Origin of the sequence: Pseudoalteromonas sp. Isolate6 (assembly GCF_022398435.1) — a bacterium.
GTDB lineage: Bacteria > Pseudomonadota > Gammaproteobacteria > Enterobacterales > Alteromonadaceae > Pseudoalteromonas > Pseudoalteromonas galatheae.
Window position 1 is genome coordinate 22100 of record NZ_JAKEVK010000017.1, and the last position, 25839, is coordinate 47938.

21 protein-coding genes are annotated in these 25839 nt (G+C 44.2%); 5 read left to right on the plus strand and 16 right to left on the minus strand.

The features are described 5' to 3' along the window. Positions 1 to 79 precede the first annotated feature (79 nt). From tldD to L1D50_RS04220, 9 genes are all read right to left on the minus strand, one after another. Positions 80 to 1519 carry a metalloprotease TldD gene (gene tldD / locus L1D50_RS04180; protein ID WP_239965590.1) on the minus strand — a complete coding sequence of 480 codons (1440 nt, stop codon included), beginning with the start codon at positions 1517 to 1519 and terminating at the stop codon, positions 80 to 82. After that, a complete protein-coding gene (locus L1D50_RS04185) occupies positions 1516 to 2331 on the minus strand; it encodes a carbon-nitrogen hydrolase family protein (protein ID WP_128727571.1) in 816 nt (271 codons plus the stop codon). Before L1D50_RS04185 ends, tldD begins: the two co-directional genes overlap by 4 nt. Next, complete coding sequence (locus L1D50_RS04190) at positions 2324 to 6253, minus strand: YhdP family protein (protein ID WP_239965591.1); 3930 nt, start codon at positions 6251 to 6253, stop codon at positions 2324 to 2326. The genes L1D50_RS04185 and L1D50_RS04190 overlap by 8 nt, the downstream gene beginning before the upstream one ends. A gap of 13 nt (positions 6254 to 6266) precedes the next feature. Next, a complete protein-coding gene (rng, locus tag L1D50_RS04195) occupies positions 6267 to 7739 on the minus strand; it encodes a ribonuclease G (protein WP_010376650.1) in 1473 nt (490 codons plus the stop codon). Positions 7740 to 7742: 3 nt separating this feature from the next. Next, positions 7743 to 8309, minus strand: a complete 567-nt coding sequence (locus L1D50_RS04200; protein ID WP_138521441.1) for a Maf family protein — start codon at positions 8307 to 8309, stop codon at positions 7743 to 7745. Then, positions 8309 to 8791: a rod shape-determining protein MreD gene (gene mreD / locus L1D50_RS04205; RefSeq protein ID WP_026001073.1), complete on the minus strand. Its 483-nt coding sequence runs from the start codon at positions 8789 to 8791 to the stop codon at positions 8309 to 8311. The genes L1D50_RS04200 and mreD overlap by 1 nt, the downstream gene beginning before the upstream one ends. After that, the gene (gene mreC / locus L1D50_RS04210; protein WP_128727568.1) at positions 8781 to 9623 is read right to left on the minus strand and encodes a rod shape-determining protein MreC; all 843 of its coding nucleotides are present in this window, start codon (positions 9621 to 9623) and stop codon (positions 8781 to 8783) included. The genes mreD and mreC overlap by 11 nt, the downstream gene beginning before the upstream one ends. After that, on the minus strand, positions 9623 to 10666 hold the full coding sequence (locus L1D50_RS04215; RefSeq protein ID WP_010376642.1) for a rod shape-determining protein: 1044 nt from the start codon (positions 10664 to 10666) through the stop codon (positions 9623 to 9625). The genes mreC and L1D50_RS04215 overlap by 1 nt, the downstream gene beginning before the upstream one ends. Positions 10667 to 10733: 67 nt before the next feature. Further along, positions 10734 to 12746: a formylglycine-generating enzyme family protein gene (locus L1D50_RS04220; RefSeq protein WP_138521443.1), complete on the minus strand. Its 2013-nt coding sequence runs from the start codon at positions 12744 to 12746 to the stop codon at positions 10734 to 10736. Positions 12747 to 13045: 299 nt separating this feature from the next. Here L1D50_RS04220 and L1D50_RS04225 point away from each other — a divergent pair, with 299 nt between their 5' ends. Further along, on the plus strand, positions 13046 to 13957 hold the full coding sequence (locus tag L1D50_RS04225) for a pyridoxal-phosphate dependent enzyme (protein ID WP_128727566.1): 912 nt from the start codon (positions 13046 to 13048) through the stop codon (positions 13955 to 13957). A 21-nt stretch (positions 13958 to 13978) separates the two neighbouring features. Here the strand turns inward: L1D50_RS04225 and L1D50_RS04230 are convergent, their stop codons facing one another. The 4 genes from L1D50_RS04230 to L1D50_RS04245 form a co-directional block, all read right to left on the minus strand. Continuing rightward, the gene (locus tag L1D50_RS04230; protein ID WP_128727565.1) at positions 13979 to 15565 is read right to left on the minus strand and encodes an EAL domain-containing protein; all 1587 of its coding nucleotides are present in this window, start codon (positions 15563 to 15565) and stop codon (positions 13979 to 13981) included. Between the two features lie 266 nt (positions 15566 to 15831). After that, positions 15832 to 16485: a single-stranded DNA-binding protein gene (ssb, locus tag L1D50_RS04235; protein ID WP_128727564.1), complete on the minus strand. Its 654-nt coding sequence runs from the start codon at positions 16483 to 16485 to the stop codon at positions 15832 to 15834. A gap of 17 nt (positions 16486 to 16502) precedes the next feature. Further along, positions 16503 to 17870, minus strand: a complete 1368-nt coding sequence (locus L1D50_RS04240) for an MFS transporter (protein ID WP_239965592.1) — start codon at positions 17868 to 17870, stop codon at positions 16503 to 16505. Between the two features lie 138 nt (positions 17871 to 18008). After that, on the minus strand, positions 18009 to 18755 hold the full coding sequence (locus tag L1D50_RS04245) for a transporter substrate-binding domain-containing protein (RefSeq protein WP_128727562.1): 747 nt from the start codon (positions 18753 to 18755) through the stop codon (positions 18009 to 18011). A gap of 180 nt (positions 18756 to 18935) precedes the next feature. Between L1D50_RS04245 and uvrA the strand changes: the two genes are divergently transcribed. Together uvrA and L1D50_RS04255 are read left to right on the plus strand one after the other, a co-directional pair. Beyond that, positions 18936 to 21758: an excinuclease ABC subunit UvrA gene (uvrA, locus tag L1D50_RS04250; RefSeq protein WP_239965593.1), complete on the plus strand. Its 2823-nt coding sequence runs from the start codon at positions 18936 to 18938 to the stop codon at positions 21756 to 21758. A 50-nt stretch (positions 21759 to 21808) separates the two neighbouring features. After that, positions 21809 to 22894 (plus strand): hypothetical protein, encoded by a 1086-nt coding sequence (locus L1D50_RS04255; protein ID WP_239965594.1) that lies wholly within the window; start codon positions 21809 to 21811, stop codon positions 22892 to 22894. Here the strand turns inward: L1D50_RS04255 and L1D50_RS04260 are convergent. Further along, on the minus strand, positions 22875 to 23273 hold the full coding sequence (locus L1D50_RS04260; protein ID WP_239965595.1) for a thioesterase family protein: 399 nt from the start codon (positions 23271 to 23273) through the stop codon (positions 22875 to 22877). The genes L1D50_RS04255 and L1D50_RS04260 overlap by 20 nt on opposite strands. 29 nt (positions 23274 to 23302) lie before the next feature. On the opposite strand from L1D50_RS04260, the gene L1D50_RS04265 reads away from it, so the two are divergent. Next, positions 23303 to 24004, plus strand: a complete 702-nt coding sequence (locus L1D50_RS04265) for a 2OG-Fe(II) oxygenase (protein ID WP_088531994.1) — start codon at positions 23303 to 23305, stop codon at positions 24002 to 24004. Between the two features lie 63 nt (positions 24005 to 24067). Here the strand turns inward: L1D50_RS04265 and L1D50_RS04270 are convergent, their stop codons facing one another. Then, positions 24068 to 24436: a YacL family protein gene (locus tag L1D50_RS04270; RefSeq protein WP_239965596.1), complete on the minus strand. Its 369-nt coding sequence runs from the start codon at positions 24434 to 24436 to the stop codon at positions 24068 to 24070. Between the two features lie 62 nt (positions 24437 to 24498). Between L1D50_RS04270 and L1D50_RS04275 the strand changes: the two genes are divergently transcribed. Beyond that, entirely contained in the window at positions 24499 to 25443 is a 945-nt protein-coding gene (locus tag L1D50_RS04275; RefSeq protein WP_235956581.1) for an AEC family transporter, read from the plus strand. 3 nt (positions 25444 to 25446) lie between these two features. On the opposite strand, the gene L1D50_RS04280 is transcribed toward L1D50_RS04275, so the two are convergent. Further along, entirely contained in the window at positions 25447 to 25674 is a 228-nt protein-coding gene (locus tag L1D50_RS04280) for a hypothetical protein (RefSeq protein ID WP_010376621.1), read from the minus strand. Positions 25675 to 25839 lie beyond the last annotated feature (165 nt).

A 25839-nucleotide genomic window follows, 5' to 3' on the forward strand; every position in this document is an offset into this window, starting at 1 on the left:
GCTCTGATACAACATAAAAAGGCGCTGATGCGCCTTTTGCTTATTACTTTTTGCTTATCAATAGTTTGCGTAGGTAGTATTACGCTGTACCACCGACAGTAATTTCATCAATCTTCAAACTCGGTTGGCCTACTCCCACAGGGACGCTTTGACCATCTTTACCACATACCCCAACGCCTCTATCAAGCGCAAGGTCATTGCCTACCATCGAGACCTTTTTCATCACCTCTGGGCCATTGCCAATAAGCGTTGCGCCTTTAATTGGTTGGGTTATCTTACCATTCTCAATTAAGTAGGCTTCAGACGCTGAGAATACAAATTTGCCGGAGGTGATATCCACTTGACCACCGCCAAAGTTACTAGCAAAAATACCTTTATCTACGCTACGAATGATCTCTTCTTGACTGTGCTCACCCGCAAGCATGTAGGTATTTGTCATTCTTGGCATCGGTAAATGGGCATAAGACTCACGACGCGCATTACCTGTAGGCGCCACGCCCATTAAGCTCGCGTTTTGCTTGTCTTGCATATAGCCTTTCAAAATACCATTTTCAATCAGTACGTTGTATGCCGCAGGCGTACCTTCATCGTCCACATTCAAAGAGCCGCGACGGTCGGCTATCGTGCCATCATCCACCACAGTACAAAGACTCGAAGCGACTTGTTCACCTATTTTACCACTGAATGCAGAAGCACCTTTACGGTTAAAATCACCTTCTAGGCCATGCCCAACAGCTTCGTGTAACAACACCCCCGGCCAACCAGAACCCAGTACCACAGGCATCGCACCTGCTGGAGCATCTATGGCCTCAAGATTCACGCGTGCTTGGCGCACAGCTTCTTTGGCAAACTGCACCCATCTCGGTGCACCGTCTACTAACTCTTTAAAGTAACCATAGTCTAAACGCGCACCACCACCGGCACTGCCACGCTCTCTGCGACCATTTTTCTCAAGGAGTACCGAGCAATTTAAGCGTATTAGCGGTCGAATGTCGGTTGCAAATGTGCCGTCGCTTGCGGCAATTAACACTTCTTCATATACCGCCGACAGCGAACTGACCACTTGCTGAGCCTCAGGCGCTAAATCGCGAATGCATTGTTCAATCTCTCTTAGTAAAGCCACTTTATCCGCATCACTCATACTGGTAATTGGCTGTGCTGGTTGAAACTGAATGGGAGCTTTTACATCGCTAAATACTTGGACTTCACTGCTTTCGCCAGCTTGCGCAATGCTACGTGCAGCTTCTGCAGCTTTGGTTAACGCTTCAATATTGATGGCATCAGAATAACTAAAGCCAGTCTTCTCACCACTCACGGCACGCACACCAACACCACGTTCGATGTTGTAGCTGCCGTCTTTGACTATGCCATCCTCCAACACCCAAGTTTCGTGGTAGCTTGATTGAAAGTACAGATCGGCATAATTTACTTTGTGCTGATGAATATACTCGAGAGTTTGTGATAATTGCTCACGTGTCAGCTGGCTATTGGTCAGTAAATTCTGCTCTACATTACTCATAAAAACTCACTTTTAAATCGGTTATGATCCGCAACCGGCATTTTTTGCCGGATCGAATCAAGAAACGCGCTATCTAGCTGCTGTGAAATGGGTTCTAAACTCGCACCAGAGTCAATTAAGACTTCACCCCAAGGCGATACAATTAAACTGTGTCCGTAGGTTTCTCGGCCATTTTCATGACAACCTACTTGCGCGGCTGCAACTACATAGCATTGGTTTTCTATCGCCCTTGCCTGTAATAATGGCTGCCAGTGTGCCTTGCCCGTTGCACAGGTAAAAGCACTCGGGACTAAAAATAGCTCAGCTCCCTTCGCTCTCATCATTTGGAACAAACCAGGAAAGCGCAGATCATAACACACGCTTAATCCAATTCTGCCAAATGGACTATCCACTACCACGACATCCTGTCCTGACTCTGTTCGCTCAGACTCTCGATATTGTTTAGTTTTGTCACTCACATCGGCGTCAAACAGATGGATCTTATTATAGCGTGCTACGATTTCGCCACTCGCATTAAATAAGTAACTCGCAGCCAGATATTTATCGTTCTGACTTGGTATCGCGATGGTACCTGCCGCCAACCAAATGTTATGTTGTTGACACAGCGCTGAGAGTTCTTGGAGCAGTGCTTCATTATGCTGCGCGTATTCCCAAGTCTGTTGCGCATTGTCGCAAAATGCCAGCCAAGTTTCAGGTAAGCAGACTAAGGTTGGTTCTTCAACCACTAACTTAGCCAGCTGGCTTTTAAGGTAACCTATATTTGTTTGGGGTGCTTTAGCCGAGCACATTGGCAACGCAATCACCTTAGCCATTACCACTTTCCTTATTTTGCGACACAAGAGGTTGCTCACTTTGCTTAAGTGTAGCACTTGGTTGTGATTCTGAGCTCAATGCAGGTGCTTCTTTACTGGTATTCTCATCAGCTCCATCTGGCATAGCCCCGTCACTAGGAGGCACAACCGGTTTAGGTAACTCAATTTCTTTACTCTTACGATCAACCTCGGTAACCACTGGCTCTTGCATCGTTCCGGTGATTTTAAAATTAATCTCAGAGATCACTCGCGCGGAGTGGATAACCTTATCTAATGCCAGCGCAGCTAACCCCGTCACAGGGTTCACCGCCCATGCCATAATCACAGGTAAACTCGAAGTGACTTGTGGTGCGACGGCTAAATCGTAATTAATTTCATGAGTATTGAGGTCAGCATAGCCACGTATCGTTAAATCAGCTGGCACACCATCAAGCTTTGAGTCTTCCGTGATCGCAATACCATTCGTTAGTTTTACCGATCCACTCATACTGTTATAGAAAAAGCCTTTAGAAAACACATCTCTAAAGTCCAAACGCAACTTTCTGATCAAAGAGTCCAAACTCAGTAGCGAAAAGACGCGTGCCCCTTTATCACTTATTTCCGCCAAATGACCTTCACCTAAGCGCCAAGTCAACTCACCTCCCAGGCTAGGTAAATCCATTTCGTATGGCGCACCTTGCCAATTGAGGGCAAAATCTATGTTGGCGCGGGAGTCTTTGATAGTCGAAGTAATATCAAACTCATCCGTTAGTTCACCAAAATCATCGCTGTTTAACGCACCACTTAGCGTCGTTTTACCTTGTTCAAAGCGGCCACTGGCATTGAATTTATGATCTTTTTTGTCAATCACTAACTCTGAGATATTGAGTCTATTACCATCTCCAAACAACGACATATTAACCTGATCTAACTGATATTCACCGACTTTACAGTCACTGCATACAAATTCGGTTGCAGGTAAGCTCAACAACCAATCTAAAGAATGAATGTCTCTTTCCAGCGTATCTTGTGCTTGCGGCTCTGCCTTAGGTAAATTTAGACGTAAATAATCACTGTTAATGTGAATAGGCCGACTTGAGTTTGACGCTGGAATAGCCACTTGTGAGCGCATTTCTTTACTATTGATTTTAAGCTGCATCGCGCCGTCAATCGCAGCCATAGTAAAGTCAACATCATGGAAAGGGATCTCTGAGAATGTTACTTTTGAGAAAGCGCCATTTACCTGGTTCAGTGCTGGTAGAAATGCAGTTTCGGAACCTGAACTTGGCGCTTTGATAATACGGTTGATCAGTGGTAACCAAGGCAGCAGCTCGACTTCTTGCTGTTTGATTGTGATATCAAAACCGGATGCATTTAAGCCTTCATCTTTACTGCCAATTATCAGGTGTGCATTACGCATCGCACCGGATCCATTTTCAATGATGCCATTAAAATACAATTGATTATCTAGGCTAGCCGTAACAAGATTCGAAATATCATCCCCTAATACTGTACCGCTTAGCAGCTTAGCTTGATCAGCAGGTTTAGCGAATTGATCGGGTAAATGACTTGCCATGCCCCGTAAATCACTCGCAAATTTAGCCTTATAGTTAAATCCAGTTTCGGCAAAATTAAGGATAAGCTCAGTGCTCAGCACGCTATTGCCTTCTAAGTAGCCGTCAATAATTCCATTTGCGTGCGGTTGCAATTGCTCTATCCCTGCTTCAAGGCTGACCTTGGTCGTGACTTGATAACTTTGCTTATCTCCGCTTCCCGATAAGTCCAACGACAAAGGCATGTCCAACCACTTAGCAGACAAATTATTCACTTTGATAGTGTCATCATCGAAGCTAACCACACCTTTCACTTGCTGTAATTGCATCCCAGGCTTTGCCAAGAAAACAGGATTGTTGTCTAGGTAGATGTCACCTTTAGCATGTACGGCTCCTGAGTCTAGGTCGACGGCCAATTGCACATCCCCTTTTGCATCACCTTTACCTTGAACAATATCTAATATATTCGCGAGCGGATCTGCGAGCGGTGTTGCCGCAAAGAAAGGCTGTAACGTGCTCGCTTCAGTGGTGTGATTAATATCAACAGTCAGCACATCAGCGTGATTTAAATCCGCAATACTCACAATGACACCCTCATCAATACTTTGATTAACAAGTTCACCACGGTGTGCGTAAATATCCATTCTTTCATTTTCAAAGTGTAGTGTGACATCACCTGAAGTAACGCTAGGCCAATCTGGTGCAAAACCAAAAGTAACCTCATTCAAACGTGATTTAACTTCAAACTGACCTTGCTTATCGGCGAAAGGAAATTGTGAAAGCGGCCCGCTCAGTAAGACCTGTGTCTGTAAGTGCTGACCACCTTGGATCCCTGCTTCTAAATAATCGACTAAGCTTTTACGCATAATACTGACAGGAAAGTACTGTGAGGCGATTTCTCCACGCCCACCGAGTAGCTCCGCATATAAATCAAGCCGAGGGTCATCAGATAACTGCAAGGAAAACTCTGTGGCTAACGCTACATCTTGATTGCTAAGCCAAAAGTTGGGACTAGAAACTTGCCAGCCTTGTGCTTGTTGATTGCGAATATAGACATCGCCACTGAGCTGCTGGAGCTTAATATTATCTTTGAAGGTCTCTTTTGATAGCAGTTCAGTTTGTTCAGCACTTAAATTGAGCCTAACTTGCTCATCAGTCGCATTTACCTCTAATCTGGTACCATAAATTCCTGGGATCCCTCGAAATGGCTCAAAAGCAATCTCTTCAATGACTCCCCATGCGGCAAAAGCATTATCAGTACCTAGGCTGAATTTTGCTGCGCTCAATTGACCATTGGGATTTATACCATACAACAAATCTCGCCCAGGGAATTTAGCAAGTTGTGCTAACTCAGCTAAAAAGTTGGCGTTAACATCCTTTAGCCAAAAGGTCTTGTTATCTTTATACCATTTCGCTTCAAATAAAATAGGAGCAAGCGATGCTTGATCGCGACTAAACTGGATACCACTACTTTGCACCCACCATCCCTGCTGATCTGGCTTTAATAGAAATTGCGCATCGTCTAATGCTAACGTGCGCTGATTTTCATCTTCTTGCCAAGTCAAGGTGCTGGGTTTGATATCCACTGTGATATCTTGCAATGTGCCTTGCTCGAAACCCAACCATAGCTGAGCATTGATGTCAGCTTTAAGGTCAGGGTGTGCTAAGGTGATAAGCTCTTCTAGCCAATCGACTGGATTAACTTTATCCGCAGATACATAGATATTCCCCGCAAGTTCATGTAGCTTTCGCCCTGATAAAGAAAGACGAGCATTAAACTGACCTTGAGAGAACCCAGGTAATGCGATTTCTCCCACACCTTCATGTAATGCGCTAGAGTTTTGCCACACCAAGTCTTTTAGTAATAAACTGTGGGTTTTACCGCTGACAAAGGTGATATTAAGACGACTATTTTGTACCGCAAAATGCCCAACATCACCTAGAAAAAGGCTTTCAATTAATGCTTGCTGCTCAAAAGCACCTTGGTCTTGAGCCGCATTTAACTTGCTCAGATCTATATCGGCTTCAAACCCTTCCAGTACAAAATAGTTAGATGCGATCTGCATTTGTCGTACAGACTCAAATACATTGAGCTGCAAAGAGGTTTTGGCAATATTAATGGAGATTGGCGAGTCTTTATTATCTTTAAAAGAGAGCGACTCCAACACTAGGGCGGGCCCATTACCTTCCCAACTCGCACTGATCTGGCCAATACTAATATCAACATTCAGTTGCTTTTGGATCAGCGCTTCGATGTTACTTCTATAATCATTTGCATAGGGCAAGGCGTACTTTAGCGCAGACACCAGCACCGCGAGTGTCACTAAAGTGATCGCAAAGATTTGCCACGCTTTACGCAGGCAGAAAAAACAGACGGCCTTAGCCTGCATGTACAGCTACCCTTTACATCATTACTACGTCAAACTGCTCTTGGCTATATAAGCTCTCAGTTTGAATGCTAACCTGCTTACCAATAAATAATTCAAGCTCAGCTAAATTATGATACTCATCGTTGATCAGGGCTTCGCTCACCGCTGGCGAGGCATAAACCATAAACTTGTCAGCATCATAAGCACGATTCACGCGCACGATTTCCCGTAGGATCTCATAGCAAACGGTTTCAACTGTCTTTAGTGAGCCACGACCGGAGCAAGATGGACACACATCACAAAGAATATGTTCTAGACTTTCGCGCGTGCGCTTGCGGGTCATTTCCACAAGACCAAGTGCAGAGAGTCCATTGATATTCGCTTTCGCTCGGTCTTTAGACAACGCAGTTTCTAAAGAGTGCAATACTCGGCGTTTATGCTCGTCAGATACCATGTCAATAAAGTCGATAATAATGATACCACCAAGGTTTCGTAACCTTAGTTGCCTCGCAATTGCTGACGTTGCTTCAACATTGGTATTAAAAATCGTCTCTTCGAGGTTACGATGGCCAACGAACGCGCCAGTATTGACATCAACCGTTGTCATTGCTTCTGTTTGGTCAATGATAAGGTAGCCACCAGACTTTAACTCAACCTTTCGATGTAGTGCCTTTTGGATCTCAGTTTCAACATCAAACAAGTCAAAAATAGGACGCTCACCTGGGTAATACTCAAGTGCACTTGCGAGTTGGGGAACAAACTCTTCAGTGAAAAGCTTTAGCTCTTGGTAGGTTAACTTTGAGTCAACACGAATACGCTCCATATCCTCACCAACATAATCACGCAAGGTGCGAAATGCTAAGGTAAGATCCTCGTGCAAGATTTTTGCTTTGCTCGTTTTACGGCGGCGAGTCACTATTTTTTGCCACAGCTTTTTCAAAAACTCAGCATCGTGCTGTAACTCTGCCTCCGAAGCACCTTCAGCAGCGGTACGAACGATAAAACCACCGTTTTCGTCATTATATTGTGCAACGATTTCTTTTAATCGGTCGCGCTCTTGTTCGGTTTCAATACGTTGACTCACTCCCACGTGCGTAGCATCTGGCATAAACACCAAATAGCGTGAAGGAATAGTAATGTCCGTTGTCAGTCTAGCGCCTTTTGTGCCAAGCGGATCTTTGACCACTTGTACCATAATAAACTGACCTTGTTTAACCAGCTCACGAATATCCTGCACTTTCTTAACAGGGGACTCGGCCACCCCCTCTTCGATAGAAGCGCTGTTCACGATATCTGACGCATGTAGAAACGCAGCTTTTTCCAAGCCGATGTCGACAAAAGCAGCCTGCATACCGGGAAGTACTCGGCTTACTTTGCCAAGATAAATATTACCAACGATGCCGAGGTTACCGATCCGTTCAACTTGAACTTCTTGCAGCACCCCATTTTCGATTAAGGCTACGCGACTTTCACTTGGGGTGACATTGATTAGTAGTTCGCTACTCATAATTTATTTTAAAAACCGTTGAATTAATTCGTCTGTCTCATATAAAGGTAAGCCGACAACTGCAAAATAGCTACCTTGGATCTCAGTTACAAAGCGTCCACCTACCCCTTGGATCCCGTAACCACCCGCTTTATCTTGTGGCTCGTTAGTGTCCCAATAGGCCTCTATCTCAGTTTCGCTAAGCGTTTTAAAAGTCACATTGGTCACAATCACATCACTCAGTACTTTGCTTGAATCTGCAATTGCAATCGCAGTCATCACCTGATGTGTATTACCAGAAAGGCGCTGCATCATCGCTTTGAAATCCGCTTTATCACGAGGCTTGCCAAGTGCTTCCCCGTCAATGACGACCACAGTATCACTGCCAAGAACCGGCCTGTCGGTATATCCTAGCGCCACACCAGACTGTGCTTTTAAACGCGCTAAGCGCTCCACAAGCTGTAATGCGGTTTCATCGTCTAGTGGACTTTCATCAGCATCAACACTAAATTGCTCAAACGAATAGCCAAGCTGAGAGAGTAGCGCTTTGCGACGCGGAGAAGCCGAAGCTAAATATAAAGAAATAGACATTATCTGATCCTAAACTGTCTACGATATTTTCTTAGCAGTGGGAATATCCATAGCCAGCACACCATGCCCGTAACCGCAGGCCACAGATAATGCGGGTTAAAGTAGATATCAAGCAAGAAATGATTAAGCCAAAATTGTAACAAATGATAGAGCGCGAGAAATAGCCCAATCAGCACAGCTTGCTGCCAGATGGAGAAATTACGAATTTTCTGAAAGTTGCTGGCGGTAATATAAATACAAATGGAATAGGTCAACGAGTTCACCCCGAGTGGCGCGCCCATCGCTAAATCTATTATCAGGCCAGTCATCCAAGCCCAGCCAATATTCACACGGTGAGGAACGGCCAAAGACCAGTACATCAACACCAATAATACCCAGTCAGGACGAAAGGGCTCTAGTGAAAAAGGCAATGGCATAAGCGCCATGATTAACGCAACAAAGACACTCAATGCAATCAATAAGTTGCTATGTTTACTCATGATTAATTGCCTCTTGGCTACGTTTACCTAATACCACGAGTAAGCGAATGCGATCTAGTTGTGCAATTGGCTCTGCTTGTACTTGTGCAAATGGTAGACCTTCGTCTCTGTCTATCTCAGTAACTACAGCCACCGGATAGCCTTCGGGGAAAGTACCACCAAGCCCGGAAGTGACCAACACATCACCAATGCGAATATCCATACTATGCGGTACATGAGCAAGACGAACATTATTGATTTTACCCGTCCCCTCAACCACAGTGCGAACGTCATTACGCAATATTCTGACCGGTGTCGCATGGGTGGTATCTGTCATTAGCAGCACTCTTGAGGTCGTTGTACCGACTTGAGTTAGCTGCCCAACAATGCCCATTTCGTCAATAACAGCCTGCCCTTCGCTGATCCCATCAATAGTGCCGCGATTAATCACTACCTGATGACTATAAGGGTTCGAATGAACAGACAAGACTTGAGATATTAAACGTTGATTGGTTTCCCTAGCCGAAGCACCTAATAAAGCGCGCAATTCTTGATTTTCTTTTTGCAAAAACTGCAGTTGCTGCAATTGCTCACTCTGTATTAATTGTTTTTCTCTGAGTGCTTGGTTTTCTTGTTGCAGCTTTTCTCTGGTATTGAGACTTTTCAGGCCCAAGTTGAACGCTTCATAGGGAAGGTTAGCGACGTACAGTAGCGGACTGACCAAAGTATTTAAACTGGTTCGCACCATAGTCCCACCAACCGTGTAGCGGTCACCAATGATCAGAATAATACTAAGCACAACTGCGACAGTAAGTCGCAGTTGTAAAGGTACGGTTCGGCCAAATAATAAATTCATCAGTCGTAACTAAATACGTCACCACCGTGCATGTCTATCATCTCTAACGCCTTACCACCACCTCTTGCCACACAAGTTAATGGATCATCGGCAACCACAACTGGAATACCAGTTTCTTCCATCAACAAACGGTCTAAGTCTTTGAGTAATGCGCCACCACCTGTTAATACCATGCCGTGGGCAGAAATATCAGAGGCAAGCTCTGGTGGCGACTGCTCTAGCGCAACCATTACTGCACTTACAATTCCCATCAAAGGTTCTTGTAAGGCTTCTAAGATTTCATGTGAGTTGAGTGTGAAAGAGCGTGGCACCCCTTCAGCTAAGTTACGTCCGCGAACCTCAATCTCAATCGGCGTTTCACTCTTAAATGCAGAGCCTATTTCATGTTTGATATGCTCAGCCGTCGCCTCACCAATTAGGCTTCCGAAGTTACGACGTACATAGTTGATAATCGCTTCATCAAACTTATCACCACCGATACGTACTGAAGACGAGTAAACAACACCATTCAGTGAGATAATCGCGACTTCCGTCGTACCGCCACCAATATCAACAACCATTGAACCCGTCGCTTCAGATACTGGTAGGCCAGCACCAATTGCAGCAGCCATAGGCTCTTCAATTAAGTACACTTCACGCGCACCGGCGCCCATTGCGGATTCACGGATTGCACGTTTTTCAACTTGCGTTGCACCACAAGGTACGCAGATAAGTACACGAGGGCTTGGACGCATAAAGTTATTATTGTGCACCTGTTTGATAAAGTGCTGTAACATTTTTTCTGTTACATAGAAGTCTGCAATCACCCCATCTTTCATCGGGCGAATAGCTTTAATGTTACCCGGCGTTCGGCCTAGCATTTGCTTAGCCGCAGTACCCACTGATGCAACACTTTTTGGGCCACCAGCTCGCTCCTGACGAATTGCCACTACCGATGGCTCATTCAGTACGATGCCTTCTTCTTTTACATAAATAAGTGTGTTTGCCGTCCCTAAATCGATAGAGAGATCGTTAGAAAATAATCCGCGTAATTTTTTAAACATGAGGCTGGGTGACCTTTCAGAATTCTGTCAAACAAAGCAGCATCACCTGCTGCTCTTAATTTACTACTTATCGCTCTCGAACGAGTCGAAAACCTATATAATTCGCTCTAAAATCTGGCGCTAACGCTAAGCGAGTTGACACTCGAGCCAAACTCGGCGCGAAATTCCATGCACCACCACGCACTGTAACATCGTTCTGAGAAGCACGCTTTTGCGTCCACTCCCAGACATTTCCTACAGTATCATATAAGCCATAGCCATTGGGCGAGAATTGGGCAACTGGTGAAGGGCTTTTATTAGACCACTCACTGCCACACCAACCACAATTAGCTAGGTTTCTTCCGATTTCATTACCCCATGGGTACTCAGATGCAGTGCCTGCACGCGCCGCATATTCCCATTCAACTTCATTGGGTAATCTAAATTGCTGTCCTTTTTCGCCAGATAACCAGTTGGCATACGCTTTGGCATCATCATAAGCAACACAAACAACGGGAAAATTATCTGATTGCTCGTAACCTGGGTTTTCCCAATTATATTCAAGCTCCCAAACCGGTTCGCCATTTTTATAATATGCGCAGCCTTTACCTTGTTCGGCTAAGGTTTTATATCCAGTGCTTTGTGCAAAACGGCGAAAAGCCGCTACTGTAACCTCAGTGCTCTGCATGGCATATGAATGACTCAACACTTTTTCAACAATGGGACGCTCATTTGGTAGACCATTACCCGTCAAATCTCCCATTTTAAAAGTGCCAGCAGGGATAATAGCTAGCTCATTTTCGGTAGTTGCAACAGCAACCACCTGTGCTTGTTGCGCTTCAGACGCAGGCTTTTTCGTTACAACAGACGTTATCGATTGGCGTTTCTTCACCAATTTCGCATTAATGGTTTGTGCAGCTCGTAGGTTAATGCGTGCTTTATAAGGTTCATAACCTAACTTACGGATCTCAACATCATAAAATCCGGCAGGAATTGCTACTGTCGTTTTTGTCGCGCCGTAGCTGACTCCATTAATAAATACTTCGTCGTCGTAAACATTTGATCTTAAAGTTAACTCGACTGTTTTATCAGCCGTTTGTGACTTTTTTACAAGAGGGGTCTCCACGACAGGCTGCTTTGTAATAGTCGCAACTTCAACTGGCTCACTTTGCTCGTCCGAAAAAGTCAGTTGATTATCACTGTAGACGCTCGAGTAGTTAGACTGGTAATTTACGGCAAGCGGAGTGCCATACTCAGCACAATAACGATTGTCTAAGCTCAACAAGTTACATAAGCGGCTGCTATTTACATCACCACGCATCGTCACACTGAGGTTAACGTTGTAGTTGCCTTGTCCACTAAATCCACTATTTACAACATGGCTGCTAATCACTTGAACCTGCGCGCCAGCCATATTGCGTTTTGGCTCGACAACACGGCTCTCGGTTAGGTTTGCAAAAATCTGATCAATAAAGCGCTTAGTTGCTTTTTGAAGCCCCATTTGCTGACCACGCTGCTCACAAGCCGCCAAGGTTTCTGTGCGCTTACAGTTAATCGTGTGGTCTACCTCTAAAGTACCTTCACGAGTAAACTCATTACGTAGTCGCTCTACTCGCGCTGTGCCAAGCTGATCTTTTAAGTTTTCGAGTGTATTGACTAAGGTGTGCTTAGTTACACGGACTTGCTCAATATCTTTACGCTGTGATGCAATCGCCGCAATTTGCATCGCAATGTCTTCTTTATTCTGCTTGTGATCTGCCACCGCTTGCTGATAACGCGTTTGCGCAGAAGAAATATCAATGGAAGGATCATCAATTAGCCGACGATACAACTCATTCATTGCATCTAAGGCCTGATTTTTTTCTTTATCTAACTCACCTGAACGTTTTCTCAATAACTCAAGTTGAGACTGCAGACGCGTTTCCTCTGCTAGGTGCTTTTCTAAAACGACCGAGTATCTGTCTAATTCACTTTGCTTATTAGACAATTCAGACTCGATGGCAGTGACCGTCGCAGTATCTTGCGCCATAGCGCTTTGAGCAACAGTACCCATGGCCAAGATCGAGGCCGAGACAATAAAAGTTAAAGGAGCAATTCGCATATGTTCCATTCCCAACAGCGGCAATTGTTTGGTCTTGTTATTTCTTATAGTTAGGGCTCTATGCTATGTACTTACAAAGTAAAACACAAGCTTTGCACAATTAATATCTGAGTTTACAACTATTAACCAGCGTCTTGCCAGTTTTTAGCTGAGATTTTGCCTATTTTTCTCAAACATTGTGATGTATTACTAATTCGAGCCCAAAATAGTAGATAGGCAATCAAAGATATGTGGTAACCTCTGGAGTGAAATGCTCGGGTTATTTATTATAGAGCGCAAAATATCAGACTAATTTCATCATGCAAACCATCACCAATATCGCCGAGTCACCAATTCAAACTATTCACCACCCGACATTGGATAAGTACGGTTTGACTTTGCTGGTTAAGCGTGATGATTTGCTCCATCCTGTGATCCAAGGAAACAAGTGGCGTAAGTTAAAATACAACATTCTCCACCTAAAGAAAGCAGGCCTTGGAGAGTTAGTCACTTTTGGCGGGGCGTTTTCCAATCACTTATATGCTACCAGCATGGCGTGCAAACTTTTCGCAATCAAAGGGCGCTTAATTGTTAGAGGCCCAGAGATTGACCTACACAATCCAACGCTAAAAATGGCAAGCGCTTGCGGGCTTACACTTCATCCCGTGAGTCGAGTCGAATATCGGCAAAGAAATCAACCTGAATACATTAAAACTCTGCAAGCCAAGTTTAATAATGCTTATCTCATACCAGAAGGCGGCACTAATGCACTTGCACTGCAAGGCGTCGAAGAGTTAGCGCATTCCTTGCCTCAAAGTGATTATGTCATGACTGCCGTGGGCAGTGGTGGCACAATAGCAGGACTAACCTCGGGGCTACCTAACCACACGCAGGTTTTAGGCGTTACGGTACTTAAAGGTGCTGAATACCTAGCACAGGAGATACATGAATTAATCACAGCTCAGCGCTGCGCGCCATGGCAGCTACTCCATAATTTTCACCACGGAGGTTACGCCAAGACAACACCTGAATTGCTGAGCTTTTGTCATGAAATGAAAGTAAAATGTCGTTTGCCTCTTGAGCCTATTTACACGGGGAAACTATTTTACGCCATTTTCACTTTGGCCAAACAAGGATACTTCAAAAAAGGCAGTGTGATCACCGCAATCCATACCGGCGGTTTACAAGGATTAGATGGCTTGAGATATTTGGAAAACAAAAAGTCGACTTAATCAGCTCATGCGATTAGCATTTTAGTGAATATCAGCGAGTTGTTGTAATGGTGCGGAGAAATAATGCCCTTGAGCCCCTTTTACTCCAAGCCCTTTGATGCAACTCAGTTCAGCAACGGTTTCAATCCCCACGGCATACACTGGGATACCCAAGCTTCTCGCTTGAGCGACGATTTGCTTTACTGTGCGTTTACGGTAGGCAGACTTTTCAATGCCGTGCACTAGCTCATAGCTGAGTTTGATGGCTTTTACCAACTCGACAAGCGGTGAGCGCCCTAGCGTCAGAGCCTGCGTAACGTTATCCAAATAAATATCGCACCCAAGTCGGTTCAACCTATCAAAAGCGGTCAACAATCGCTCTCCATGTTGGTAGACCTCTTCAATGCTAAGTTCAAACCCGATTGCCGCACCACTATGAGACGCAATGAGCTGCCCCTCTAGCCAATCAATAAACTGATTATCCACCCAACTCGAAATATGTAAGTTAATACTTACTTTACCAAAATTCCTTTCCTGCTCATAAACAGACAACACCTGCTTCACTATCGCTCTATCAAGAAACTGAAATTGCTCTGGGGTATAAAGGTGTTGCATCACCTGCTTGGCCGAAATTCTCCCCATTTCTTTGTGAGTTATCCTCAATAGCGCTTCGCTTACAATTACATCTTCGGCTAAAAAGTCGAACAACGGCTGGAAGAATAGTGAAAACTGCCCAACTTTGAGGTAACTAAGCAAAGCCTCACCGTCTTCATTAAGACGTTTTGCCAATAACTCTGTAAGATGAACTAAATGGGTATGTTGCCACACTTGATTTTGCGCGATTGAGAGCGCTGATTTAGCGCTTTGATAAACCTGTGTTTGCTGTTTACTCTCCTGATAAAAACAAGCGCCGAGCTTGACTTTACTGCGTGACAAATCCCCCCGAAACTCTAGCAGCACTCTGTATACGATTTCATGAATTTGCTTTGTCAAATCCATACCTTTAGTCGCTCCTACTTGCTTGACTGTCACTGCTAGTGCTCCCGAAGCAAGATATTTAACCGCTACCGTCCCAAACTCTCCAGCGCCTTTAACCAGCGCAAGCTGAAAGTGTAGTTGCAAGTCAACTTCTTTGGGCGTGCTACACTGCCAATGGACTAAAGCAAATAACGCATATTGCCTTTCAGAAGGCGGAGCTGGCAACGCCACTGGTTTTTGCTCATTTGAGCTATATGCCGCCTTACCATATAAAAACCACCACCGATGTACGAATAACACGAGTCCAATTGACAACAAGTTAAAAAATATCAATATGAAACCATGACTTATCCATATAGATTCATGATATAAGGTAACGGTTTGGTCATTCGCAGCAAATTGGTGTTCTTCTGCATTCGCAACAGGTAACAACGAAAAACCATACCTCGTAGCTATTTCACTTGCTCCCGCAGCAAAGGCTTCAGTTGATAGCTGGGTAATTTCAGCCGCAGCCTCCTCTCCTTGGGTGTGAACCTGAAGGTGTAATAAATGACTAAAAAGAAAATTTAAACACAACAACACCGCCAAACTTACCGCGACTAGCTTTTTTCGGTACTGACGACTAAATCCATCTAACAGCTGAGTTGGCATAATATTTTTATTGCGTGAAAAGATAACTGAAGTGTTGTTCAAAATAATGCAAAACTCAAGCAAAATGCGGCTTTAAATTGTACAGAAAGGTTAAGCAACTGAGCCAAAACTAGAAATGCGTTAAGTTCATTGATCGTACATGAGGTTAAGCTTCATCTAAGCCAACTTATCGCAACTTACTTAGAGATAATGTAAGCCAATAAAAAACAAAAACCCCAGCATAATGCTAGGGTTTCCTTAGACGCTATACCACTCTTTAGTACGGATCAGAAGGGAATATCATCATCAAAATCAATTGGCGGCTCCATAGGGTTTGAGCTTCCGCCTGATTGACCGTTGTTTTGGTTCTGTTGTGGTGCAAAACCACCTTGAGACTGACCGCCAAATCCAGAAGACTGCTGTGAATTCTGTTGCGATTGCTGTGGTGCGAATCCACCTTGCTGTTGGTTTGACTGGCTTTGCTGTGGCTGCGAATATTGCTGCTGAGGCGCTTGATTATAGCTTTGCTGGCCATAATTATTTTGCTGCTGTTGACCACCTTGGTACTGGCCACCACCTTGACTTTGCTGCTCGCCACGGCCACCTAGCATTTGCATTTGACCACCCATGTCCACAACGATTTCCGTTGTATACTTTTCTTGGCCGCTTTGATCTGTCCACTTACGAGTCTGTAGACGACCTTCAATGTACACCTGCGAGCCTTTTCTTAAATACTCACCTGCAACTTCCGCAAGTTTGCCAAACAACACCACGCGGTGCCATTCTGTGCGCTCTTGCAATTGACCGGTGTTTTTATCTTTCCAGCTATCCGTAGTTGCAATGCTGATGTTAGCCACGCCGTTACCGTTTGGCATATAGCGAACTTCAGGATCTTGGCCCAGATTACCTACCAAAATTACTTTATTAACACCACGTGCCATGGCATTGTCTCCTCACACTATGACAAGCCCAGCACTTGCTTGGCTTGCTTCAAATCAAAAATTTTATCATCTACTTTTAGGTAGCTACGATTCTCATCTCTTACTACCGTGGCCTCAAGTACCCCAGGTAATGAAACCAGTTGGTCTGCTAATTCCGTCGCCTGTTGCTCATTTTCTACAGCAGAAACTAAGCTGATCGCTTTGCTCTTAGGTGGCACTTGCATACCCCAAGCGATAACAAACCATATTACCCCAATAATAGCCGTTGCGGCAAATATCGTATCGACCGCAAAATTTTGTGCCAAGATACCACCCAAAGCACCGCCTATAAATGCACCTAGAAACTGGCCTGATGAAAACACTCCCATCGCCGAGCCTTTTTGATTTGCTGGAGCTATGCGAGAAACCAGCGCAGGCATAGTTGCTTCAAGAAAGTTAAAGGCAATAAAATAGACCAACATAGCAGCTGCGATCACCCAAAGTGAATCTACAAAACAATACAAGGTAACTGAGCTTACCACTAGCATTGCAATAGACAGCAAGAATGTCTGCTTTTCTTTTTGTTTGCGGATCGCCACTATCATCATCGGTGCCATCAAAGTGAAGGCGAGTAAGAATACTGGAATATAAAGTTGCCAGTGTCTGTCTGCAGCAAGGCCATCACGGATTAACTGACCTGGCAAGGCTACAAAAATCGTAGTCAACGTCAAATGTAATAGCAACACACCCAGATCAAGTCTCAGTAACTGTGGGTTTTTAACCAAGCGACGAATATCTGCAAAGCTTGCAATTGTGTCGCCTTTTGGCGCTTTATTTACCGCATTTGGTACCATAAAAGTGATGATAGCAATACCTACAATCGCTAATACTGCAGTAAGCCAGAAAATTCCCGCGATACCAAAAGACGCCGCAATCATTGGTCCTAATAACATGGCCACAGCAAAGCTCATACCAATGCACATGCCGATGACCGCCATTACTTTAGGACGCTGCTCGTCGCGGCTCAAATCTGCGGCAAGTGCAAGTAAAGCGCTTGCAATAGCACCCATGCCCTGTAGCGCTCGACCAAACGTTACCCAATAGATTGAATCCGCTAAGGCTGCAATAACGGACCCCAAGGCAAACACCAGTAAACCACCTATAATAATTGGCTTACGGCCGAACTTATCAGACAACCAACCCATAGGGATCTGTAGCACGGCTTGAGTCAAACCATAAGCACCAATCGCCAAACCAATCCACAATGGTGAAACATCCTGTAAAGATTGGCCATAAACAGCCAACACAGGCATCAGCATGAACAAACCGAGCATGCGGAAAGCGAAAACACCAGCAAGAGAAATCGCGGCGCGCTTTTCTGTCGGGTTTAAAGAGTCATTAGACATAAGGCGGTATTCATCACTATCGAAAATCACGCGCAAGTTTAACAAACTCTTTTCTTAACTTACACTAGCGCGAGCGGATCTTTGCAATGCGGTTATTAACATCATGAATTTGAGCGGCTTGCTCCGAAAGAAAAAACGCTAATGAACGTCGTACTTAACCGTGATCTGCTCTAACTTCCCGCTACGTTTTACCCGTTCAAATGCTTGACTCAACCGCTGCAAACGCTCGCTCGTTGTGCGTGCCTTGCTAAAAGCAAAATATACTGGGCTTTCGTTAATAACCAACGGACTAATAGCAAACTTTTCAAAATCAGGGTTATTTTTATTTTGATACAGGATGTTGAATTTTTCTTCTAAAAACCCTGCAATCCGTCCCTTTTTGAGCAAATTCAGTTTCACCTGATTGTCTGGTACATAGATAAATTGCGTTTCACTGTCGACACGACGCGCAAGACGAGCTGTAAATGCTTCACCATAATAAGCATTACGCTGAATAGCGATGGGCTTTGACAGATGGAATAACGACTCAAGTGAGTCAAGCTGGTGAGGTTCGCCTGAATTCATTGCAAAAACAATGGTTTCCATTCGTTGAGGACCAATAAAATAGGCAAACTGTTCTCGTACTGGTGTTTTTGTAACACTCAAAATAAGATCGATATCGCCCTCCTCTAATAGCTTCAGCGCCCGACCCCAAGGAATACTTACGAAGCGATAACTACACCCAGCTTCATCTAACAAGGCTTTTGCGAAATCAACGTCCATACCGTGCCAAACAAGGTTGTCATTTAATTTAGACTGCGCCGCATAATTCTCAAACCGCACCACCAGCTCACAAGCGAAGCTGTTTTGGCAAAGCAGCACCATAAGCAATAAAAGTCGATACAAAATCAATATCCCAAGTTGATCGGTTTAATAAGTTTAGTTCGTTTAGCAGAGATAACTTAATTTTGTATTCGGGATGCGGTAATCTGTTCACTTCACATCATGCTTTGACTGATCCAGGTTTCAATTTAGTGGATTAGTATCGCGTACTCAGTACAGCGCACGAAAAAACACAAGGGTCGTATGGATAAAATAGAAGTTAGGGGTGCCCGCACCCACAATTTAAAAGACATTTCACTCACTATTCCAAGAGACAAGTTGATAGTGATCACGGGTCTTTCTGGCTCAGGGAAATCGTCTTTAGCATTTGACACCTTGTACGCAGAAGGTCAGCGTCGTTACGTTGAATCTTTGTCTGCGTACGCGAGACAGTTTTTATCGCTGATGGAAAAACCAGATGTGGACCACATTGAGGGCTTATCTCCGGCAATTTCCATTGAGCAGAAGTCGACTTCTCACAACCCACGCTCAACCGTGGGAACCATTACCGAAATATACGACTATTTAAGATTACTCTTTGCCCGGGTGGGTGAACCGAGATGCCCTACGCATGATTTACCGTTAGCCGCACAAACTATCAGCCAAATGGTTGATACTGTGCTTGCGTTACCCGAGGGTAGCAAACTCATGCTACTTGCACCGGTGGTGAAAAATCGTAAAGGTGAGCACGTAAAACTATTAGAAGAGCTTGCGAGCCAAGGTTTTATCCGTGCACGTATCGATGGCGAGGTATGCGATCTCTCAGATCCACCAACGCTAGAGTTACAGAAAAAACATACCATAGAAGTCGTGGTGGATCGTTTCAAAGTTAAAGCAGGGCTTGAGCAACGGTTAGCCGAATCTTTTGAAACCGCGCTTGATTTGGCTGATGGCATTGCGCAAATTGCCTATATGGATGATAGCGACGCAGACGAACTGATCTTCTCGGCCAACTTTGCCTGTCCAACTTGTGGCTATGCCATGAGCGAACTTGAACCACGATTGTTTTCTTTCAATAACCCAGCAGGTGCGTGCCAAAGCTGTGATGGTTTGGGGGTAAAGCAGTATTTTGATCCCAAACGTGTAGTGCAAAACCCAGAACTAAGCTTGTCTGGCGGTGCAATCAAAGGGTGGGATAAACGCAGTTTTTACTATTTTCAAATGCTAAGCTCAGTTGCCGAGCAATATGGATTTGACTTAGAAACGCCATTTCAGGATCTGCCGAGTAAATTTCAAAAAGTGGTATTAGAAGGCTCAGGCAAAACTAAAATCGCGTTTAAGTATCGCAATGACAGAGGCGATCTGATCACCCGCAATCACGAGTTTGAAGGCGTGTTAAACAACATGAATCGCCGTTATCGGGAAACGGAGTCAAGTTCAGTAAGAGAAGAGCTCGCCAAGTACCAAACCAGCCAAGCTTGTCCAAGTTGCCATGGCTCACGCCTGCGTGAAGAAGCTCGCCATGTATTTATCGGCTCGACCAATCTGCCGACCGTAACAACGATGAGTATCGGCGAAGCCAGTCAATTTTTTATCGACTTAGCACTCACTGGCCAAAAAGCGCATATTGCGGACAAAATACTCAAAGAGATCCGCGACCGTTTATCATTTTTGATCAATGTTGGCCTAAACTACCTTTCTTTGGAGCGTAGTGCTGATACTTTATCTGGCGGTGAAGCTCAGCGGATCCGTCTTGCCAGCCAAATTGGCGCCGGTCTCGTGGGGGTAATGTACGTACTGGATGAGCCTTCAATTGGTCTACATCAACGCGATAACGACCGTTTACTTAAAACACTCACGCACTTAAGAGATCTTGGCAACACCGTGATTGTGGTAGAACACGACGAAGATGCCATTCGTGCAGCCGATCACATCATAGATATAGGCCCAGGCGCCGGCGTGCACGGTGGCTATGTCGTCGCAGAGGGAACTCGCGATGAGATAATGCAAAGCAAAGACTCATTAACAGGGCAATATCTCAGTGGCGAAAAACGCATTGACGTTCCAACGCAACGTCATCAATGTGATGACAAGTGGCTTGAGCTTAAAGGCGCAACGGGCAACAACCTAAAAAGTGTCGATTTAAAAGTACCAGTTGGTCTAATGACTTGCATAACAGGGGTATCTGGTTCAGGTAAGTCTACCCTCATTAATGACACCCTATTCAAGCTTGCTCATCAGGAATTAAACGGTGCAACAACGCAAGAAGCTGCACCATATGAGTCAATTCATGGGCTAGATCACTTCGATAAAGTTATCGATATTGATCAAAGTCCAATCGGTCGCACACCACGTTCGAACCCAGCAACTTACACCGGGATCTTTACTGCTATCCGCGAATTATTTGCAGGAACACAAGAATCGCGTTCACGCGGTTATAAGGTTGGCCGCTTTAGTTTTAATGTTAAGGGTGGTCGCTGTGAGGCCTGCCAAGGCGATGGCGTTATCAAAGTAGAAATGCACTTCCTACCGGATGTCTACGTTCCTTGTGATGTCTGTACTGGTAAGCGCTATAACCGTGAAACACTAGAAGTGCTGTATAAAGGTAAAAATATCCACGAAGTGTTGGAAATGACCGTTGAGGACGCTCGAGAATTTTTTGATAAAATTCCCGCTATCAATCGCAAACTTCAAACTTTAATGGACGTTGGCCTTTCCTACATTCGCTTAGGGCAAGCCGCCACAACTTTGTCCGGTGGTGAAGCGCAGCGTGTTAAGCTCGCTCGTGAGTTATCAAAACGAGATACCGGTAAAACACTTTACATCCTCGATGAGCCAACCACAGGTCTGCACTTCCATGATATTCAGCAGCTACTCGCGGTATTACATCGTCTGCGCGATCATGGTAATACGGTGTTGGTTATCGAGCATAATCTAGATGTCATCAAAACCGCAGACTGGATTGTAGACTTAGGTCCAGAGGGAGGAGCTGGAGGTGGTCAAATACTCGTCTCAGGTACGCCTGAAACGGTGGCAGACTTCGCGGCTTCGCATACAGGTAAGTACCTTAAGCCCTTGTTGTCTTAATTTCTAAAAGTCTCTATTATTGGTGCATAATAATTACAAATTCATTTATTATGCACCAACTTCTCGCGCCAAAAAACTTAACCGCGTACCTAGCAAGACTGCGCTTTTCCATCGGCCAATTTTGGCAAAGCCTAACGATAGCTCAACGCTATTATTTGGTCAGCTTTGTTATTTTCATGTTCAGCTTAAGTGAGCCTGAAGATAATCACTTTATCGCTTTTTTGATATTAATAACCACAGTAACAGCGCTATGCTATGAATTCTGGCCAAGGATCATGATCTTTTGGGAAAGTGTACCAGGTAAAGCACTGATACTGTTATTTTACGCCTTTATCGCTAATTTTGTATTAGTTCAAGCTGATGGCCGTATCAACGATTTAACTGGGGTCAGCACAGATAACTTCCCTTACACACATAATTTGAGTGTGTTGCTGTCGTTACCTACTTGGTTTTTTATTACCAGCACCTTTTTATTAATTCTCGCGCAACTATTAATGACGTGCTACGTCGTGGTGCTTTTCTTACTTAAACCATTACGTATAAAGCCTTTTTGGCATCAGAGTCACTATCGCTATCCGGCGACAACAGCAATAATCAGGCTGATCATGTGTTTTGTTTTACTGGCTTTTTTGGTGCTCGGCATCGCTAAATCCGGGGCTTCAACCGCATTTACTGAGTTTTCTTCTGATTTCAAAGTAGATGAGACCGGGATTTCTTTCCAAGCCAACGCGAAAGAATCGCGCTCTGCAGAAGAAAACGAAGGAGCACCGGAAACTCAACCTCAAGTGGCCAACACGAGCGGCGATACTCCGCGACAAGATGAAGCACAGTCCACTGCAGATGAGCCGGAGTCGTTAACGGTATCTATTAATAACGATCCCAATCCAGATTTGCATGAGCAAGGCAAAAACTATAACGATGTGCTTAACCAAATATTGGCTTACTTTATCTTTCGCTTTGAATCTGACGGAAACTCACGTTGCGAGCACAGCAAAGGCAGTAATATTGTTGAATTAAACGATTATGAGATCTTGGAGATCATGCCGGATAACACCGCAGAATATGGTTTCACTTATACAGTAAAACCTTGTATTTCAGCGGCTATTGGTCATCAGTTTAAACCGCAGAAACCATAAAAGTACCTAGCGCATCGCGCTCTTGCTGACTCAGCGGTTGAGATTGCTTAATCGCAAAGTCATATCGCACCATAATAGTTTTACCTTCAGCACAGCACTCTCCATGCTGCCAAGCCTGCTGCAAAATGACAAATGAGCTGTTGCCAATATGTTCAACAGCCGTTTTTATTTCGACTTCCTGACCATAAAACAGCTCCCCTTTGAAGGTGACTTCGACTTTGGCAACAATCAATTTCCACTCTTTTGGATTTAAATCTGGTGTAAATATTTTGAAAATAGGTGTGCGCGCGGCTTCAAACCACACTGGGAGTACGGTATTGTTGATATGTCCAAGCACGTCTGTATCACAAAAACGCGGCATAAGCTTTTCAGACAGCATAATAACTCCAATAAAAACTAGGGAAAAACATGAGTGATTTTATTCGCGTTTACGATAACGCACTCAGTTCAGACTTTTGCGATGAATTCGTAAAGACCTTCGATCAAAGCCCACATTTAAAACAGGGGACTACGTCTGGTGGTGTCGACTTGAGTAAAAAAGTCAGTCACGACCTTTATTTAAATTCCTACCCTGACTATGCCAAACAGTTACAGCACATTCAACAAGTTACGGCAAAGCACTTATTTGAATACCTTGAAGAACATTTCTTTATGATCATCGGTGCATTTGGACTTAAAGTGTATCACCCCAAAACTGGTGAGCCTGTCGACCTCACTGTGGATAACTTTGAAGAAGTCGGCAAGCCACAACTCCCGGTCCTTGCTCAACAGCTGTTTCGTTTGGGTGCTATCCAAGCCCAGCGCTATCAAATAAATAAAGGCGGCTATCCCTATTGGCATAGCGAAGTCTACCCTCAACATGACCATAATGAAGCCTTACACCGAGTGCTGTTATTTATGTTCTACCTTAACGATGTCGAGGAAGGTGGCGAGACTGAGTTTTATTATCAGCAGCGTAAAATTGCCCCAGTAAAAGGCTCTATGGTGATAGCGCCAGGGTATTTTACACATACACATAGAGGCAACATTCCAGTTTCTAATGATAAGTATATACTCACTTCATGGGTGTTATTTAATAGAGCAGAGCAACTCTATGGAACGCCCAAATAAGCTATCTCTATAATTCAGGGGCTGTTGAACTCAAGCTTGCAAGATCAATAGACCCCACAGAACTTATTTAGCTTTGGTAAATTCAGCCCACTCTACCAACATGGGTAAAAAGTCCTCATAGCCACACACCGCCATCATACCCGACTCATCTAAAGCCAGTGCGTCTTCTTGGTATTGCGCAATGTCATCACTTTCATGAAACAAAGCGTGGCTTTCAAATAATGCTTCTTGCGGCGTGAACGTGGCGCGGATCTCTTTTCCAGCCAACACAAGCTCTTCTTTTCGATTTGGCAGGTTTTCAAGCTCTGTTAGCAGGCTGACAATATACTCATGTGCAAGCTCCTCACTCAGCCACCGACCTATCAACGCATGCTCGTCATTTAAGCGAGCTCGAAACCCAGAAAGTGGGTCACGAATAAACTGGTATTCCATCTTTACTTCTTAACTAAATCACCTTGTTTTATTATACCTAAGTAGCGTCCGCTAAGCATTCATTGATAGAATTACCTTTTAACCACTCGATTGTTGGTCAACGCATGTCGCCTGTTGAGATCTTATTTCCTCTCATTTTTATCGTTATTTCTGGGTTTTTGAGTGCAAAGATAGGCTTTATTGCCATCAATCAGCTTGATGGCTTGCGTACTTTTATCTTTAATTTATGTATTCCTGTGCTGTTATTTAGCAGTATGGTGCAAGCAGATCTGGAAAGCCTCGCGACGGGCTCATTGTTATTATCCTTTTATCTTCCAGTCGCTCTGACTTATGTAAGCTTATACCTATTTCTTTTCAAGGCACAACATCGTTCAAAAGCAGACAGCGCAGCATTGGCATTAAGTGGCACCTACTCTAATACCGTGTTAGTCGGATTACCGATTATCTTAATGGCACTCGGTGAGCAAGCCGCTGCCATGGTATTTATGATTATTACATTCCATAGTGCGATGCTGTTTTTTATGACATTTTTACTGGCAGCAAGGCACAAAAATAAGGTGGATATTGTCAAACCCCTGCTGCTAAATCCAATAGTGATAAGTATTTCGGGTGGTTTGATATTAAACGTTGCTGGGTTAAAACTACCAAGCTTAATACTTGAAAGCTTTAGTTGGTTGGCAAAACCCGCCATTCCTGGGGCGTTATTTATTTTAGGTGCGAGCTTGGTACAGTATGGCGTACGAGGTAAATTACACGGTGCAATATGGCTAAGTGCAGTAAAACTGATGCTACTGCCGGGATTGGTTTATCTCTTTGCCACTTATTTAGGGTTGGCAACTCAACAAGTTCAGGTAGTGACTTTAATGAGTGCCTCTCCTTTGGGCGTTAATGCCTATCTTGTTGCTAGACAACTCGACAGCCAACAAGCAACGCTTGCGGCTACCGTTGTGCTGTCTACTGTGCTGAGTATGTTCAGCCTGACTGGTTGGTTATACTTTTTGGTATAACCGTTAATACCTAGGCGGCGTATACTTAGCAGCATCAATAATAGCCCATAAATGGAAAACGGCTGCAATCACGGGTGGAACCAATAAAAACCACAGTGCATATCCACCTACAACAACAATTGCGAAGATTAAAGCCGCCAATATACGACCTTGAACCAACTGACCAAGGCCAGGGAAAAAGACGTTACAAATCGCTGCAATTACATTACCACCAGAACCTTGTCCAGACATGGTTACCTCTCTTAGTTACTTAAAGTCTTTCTTTTTAATATATCAGATTTCATGCCAACCCTAACACTTTGATTTTAAAAGAAACCAATGAAACTCATTATTTTCTGTTMAMTATAAGTTAGCCTAAACCACTAACTTTTAGCTTAAAGTTTAGCTATATTATGA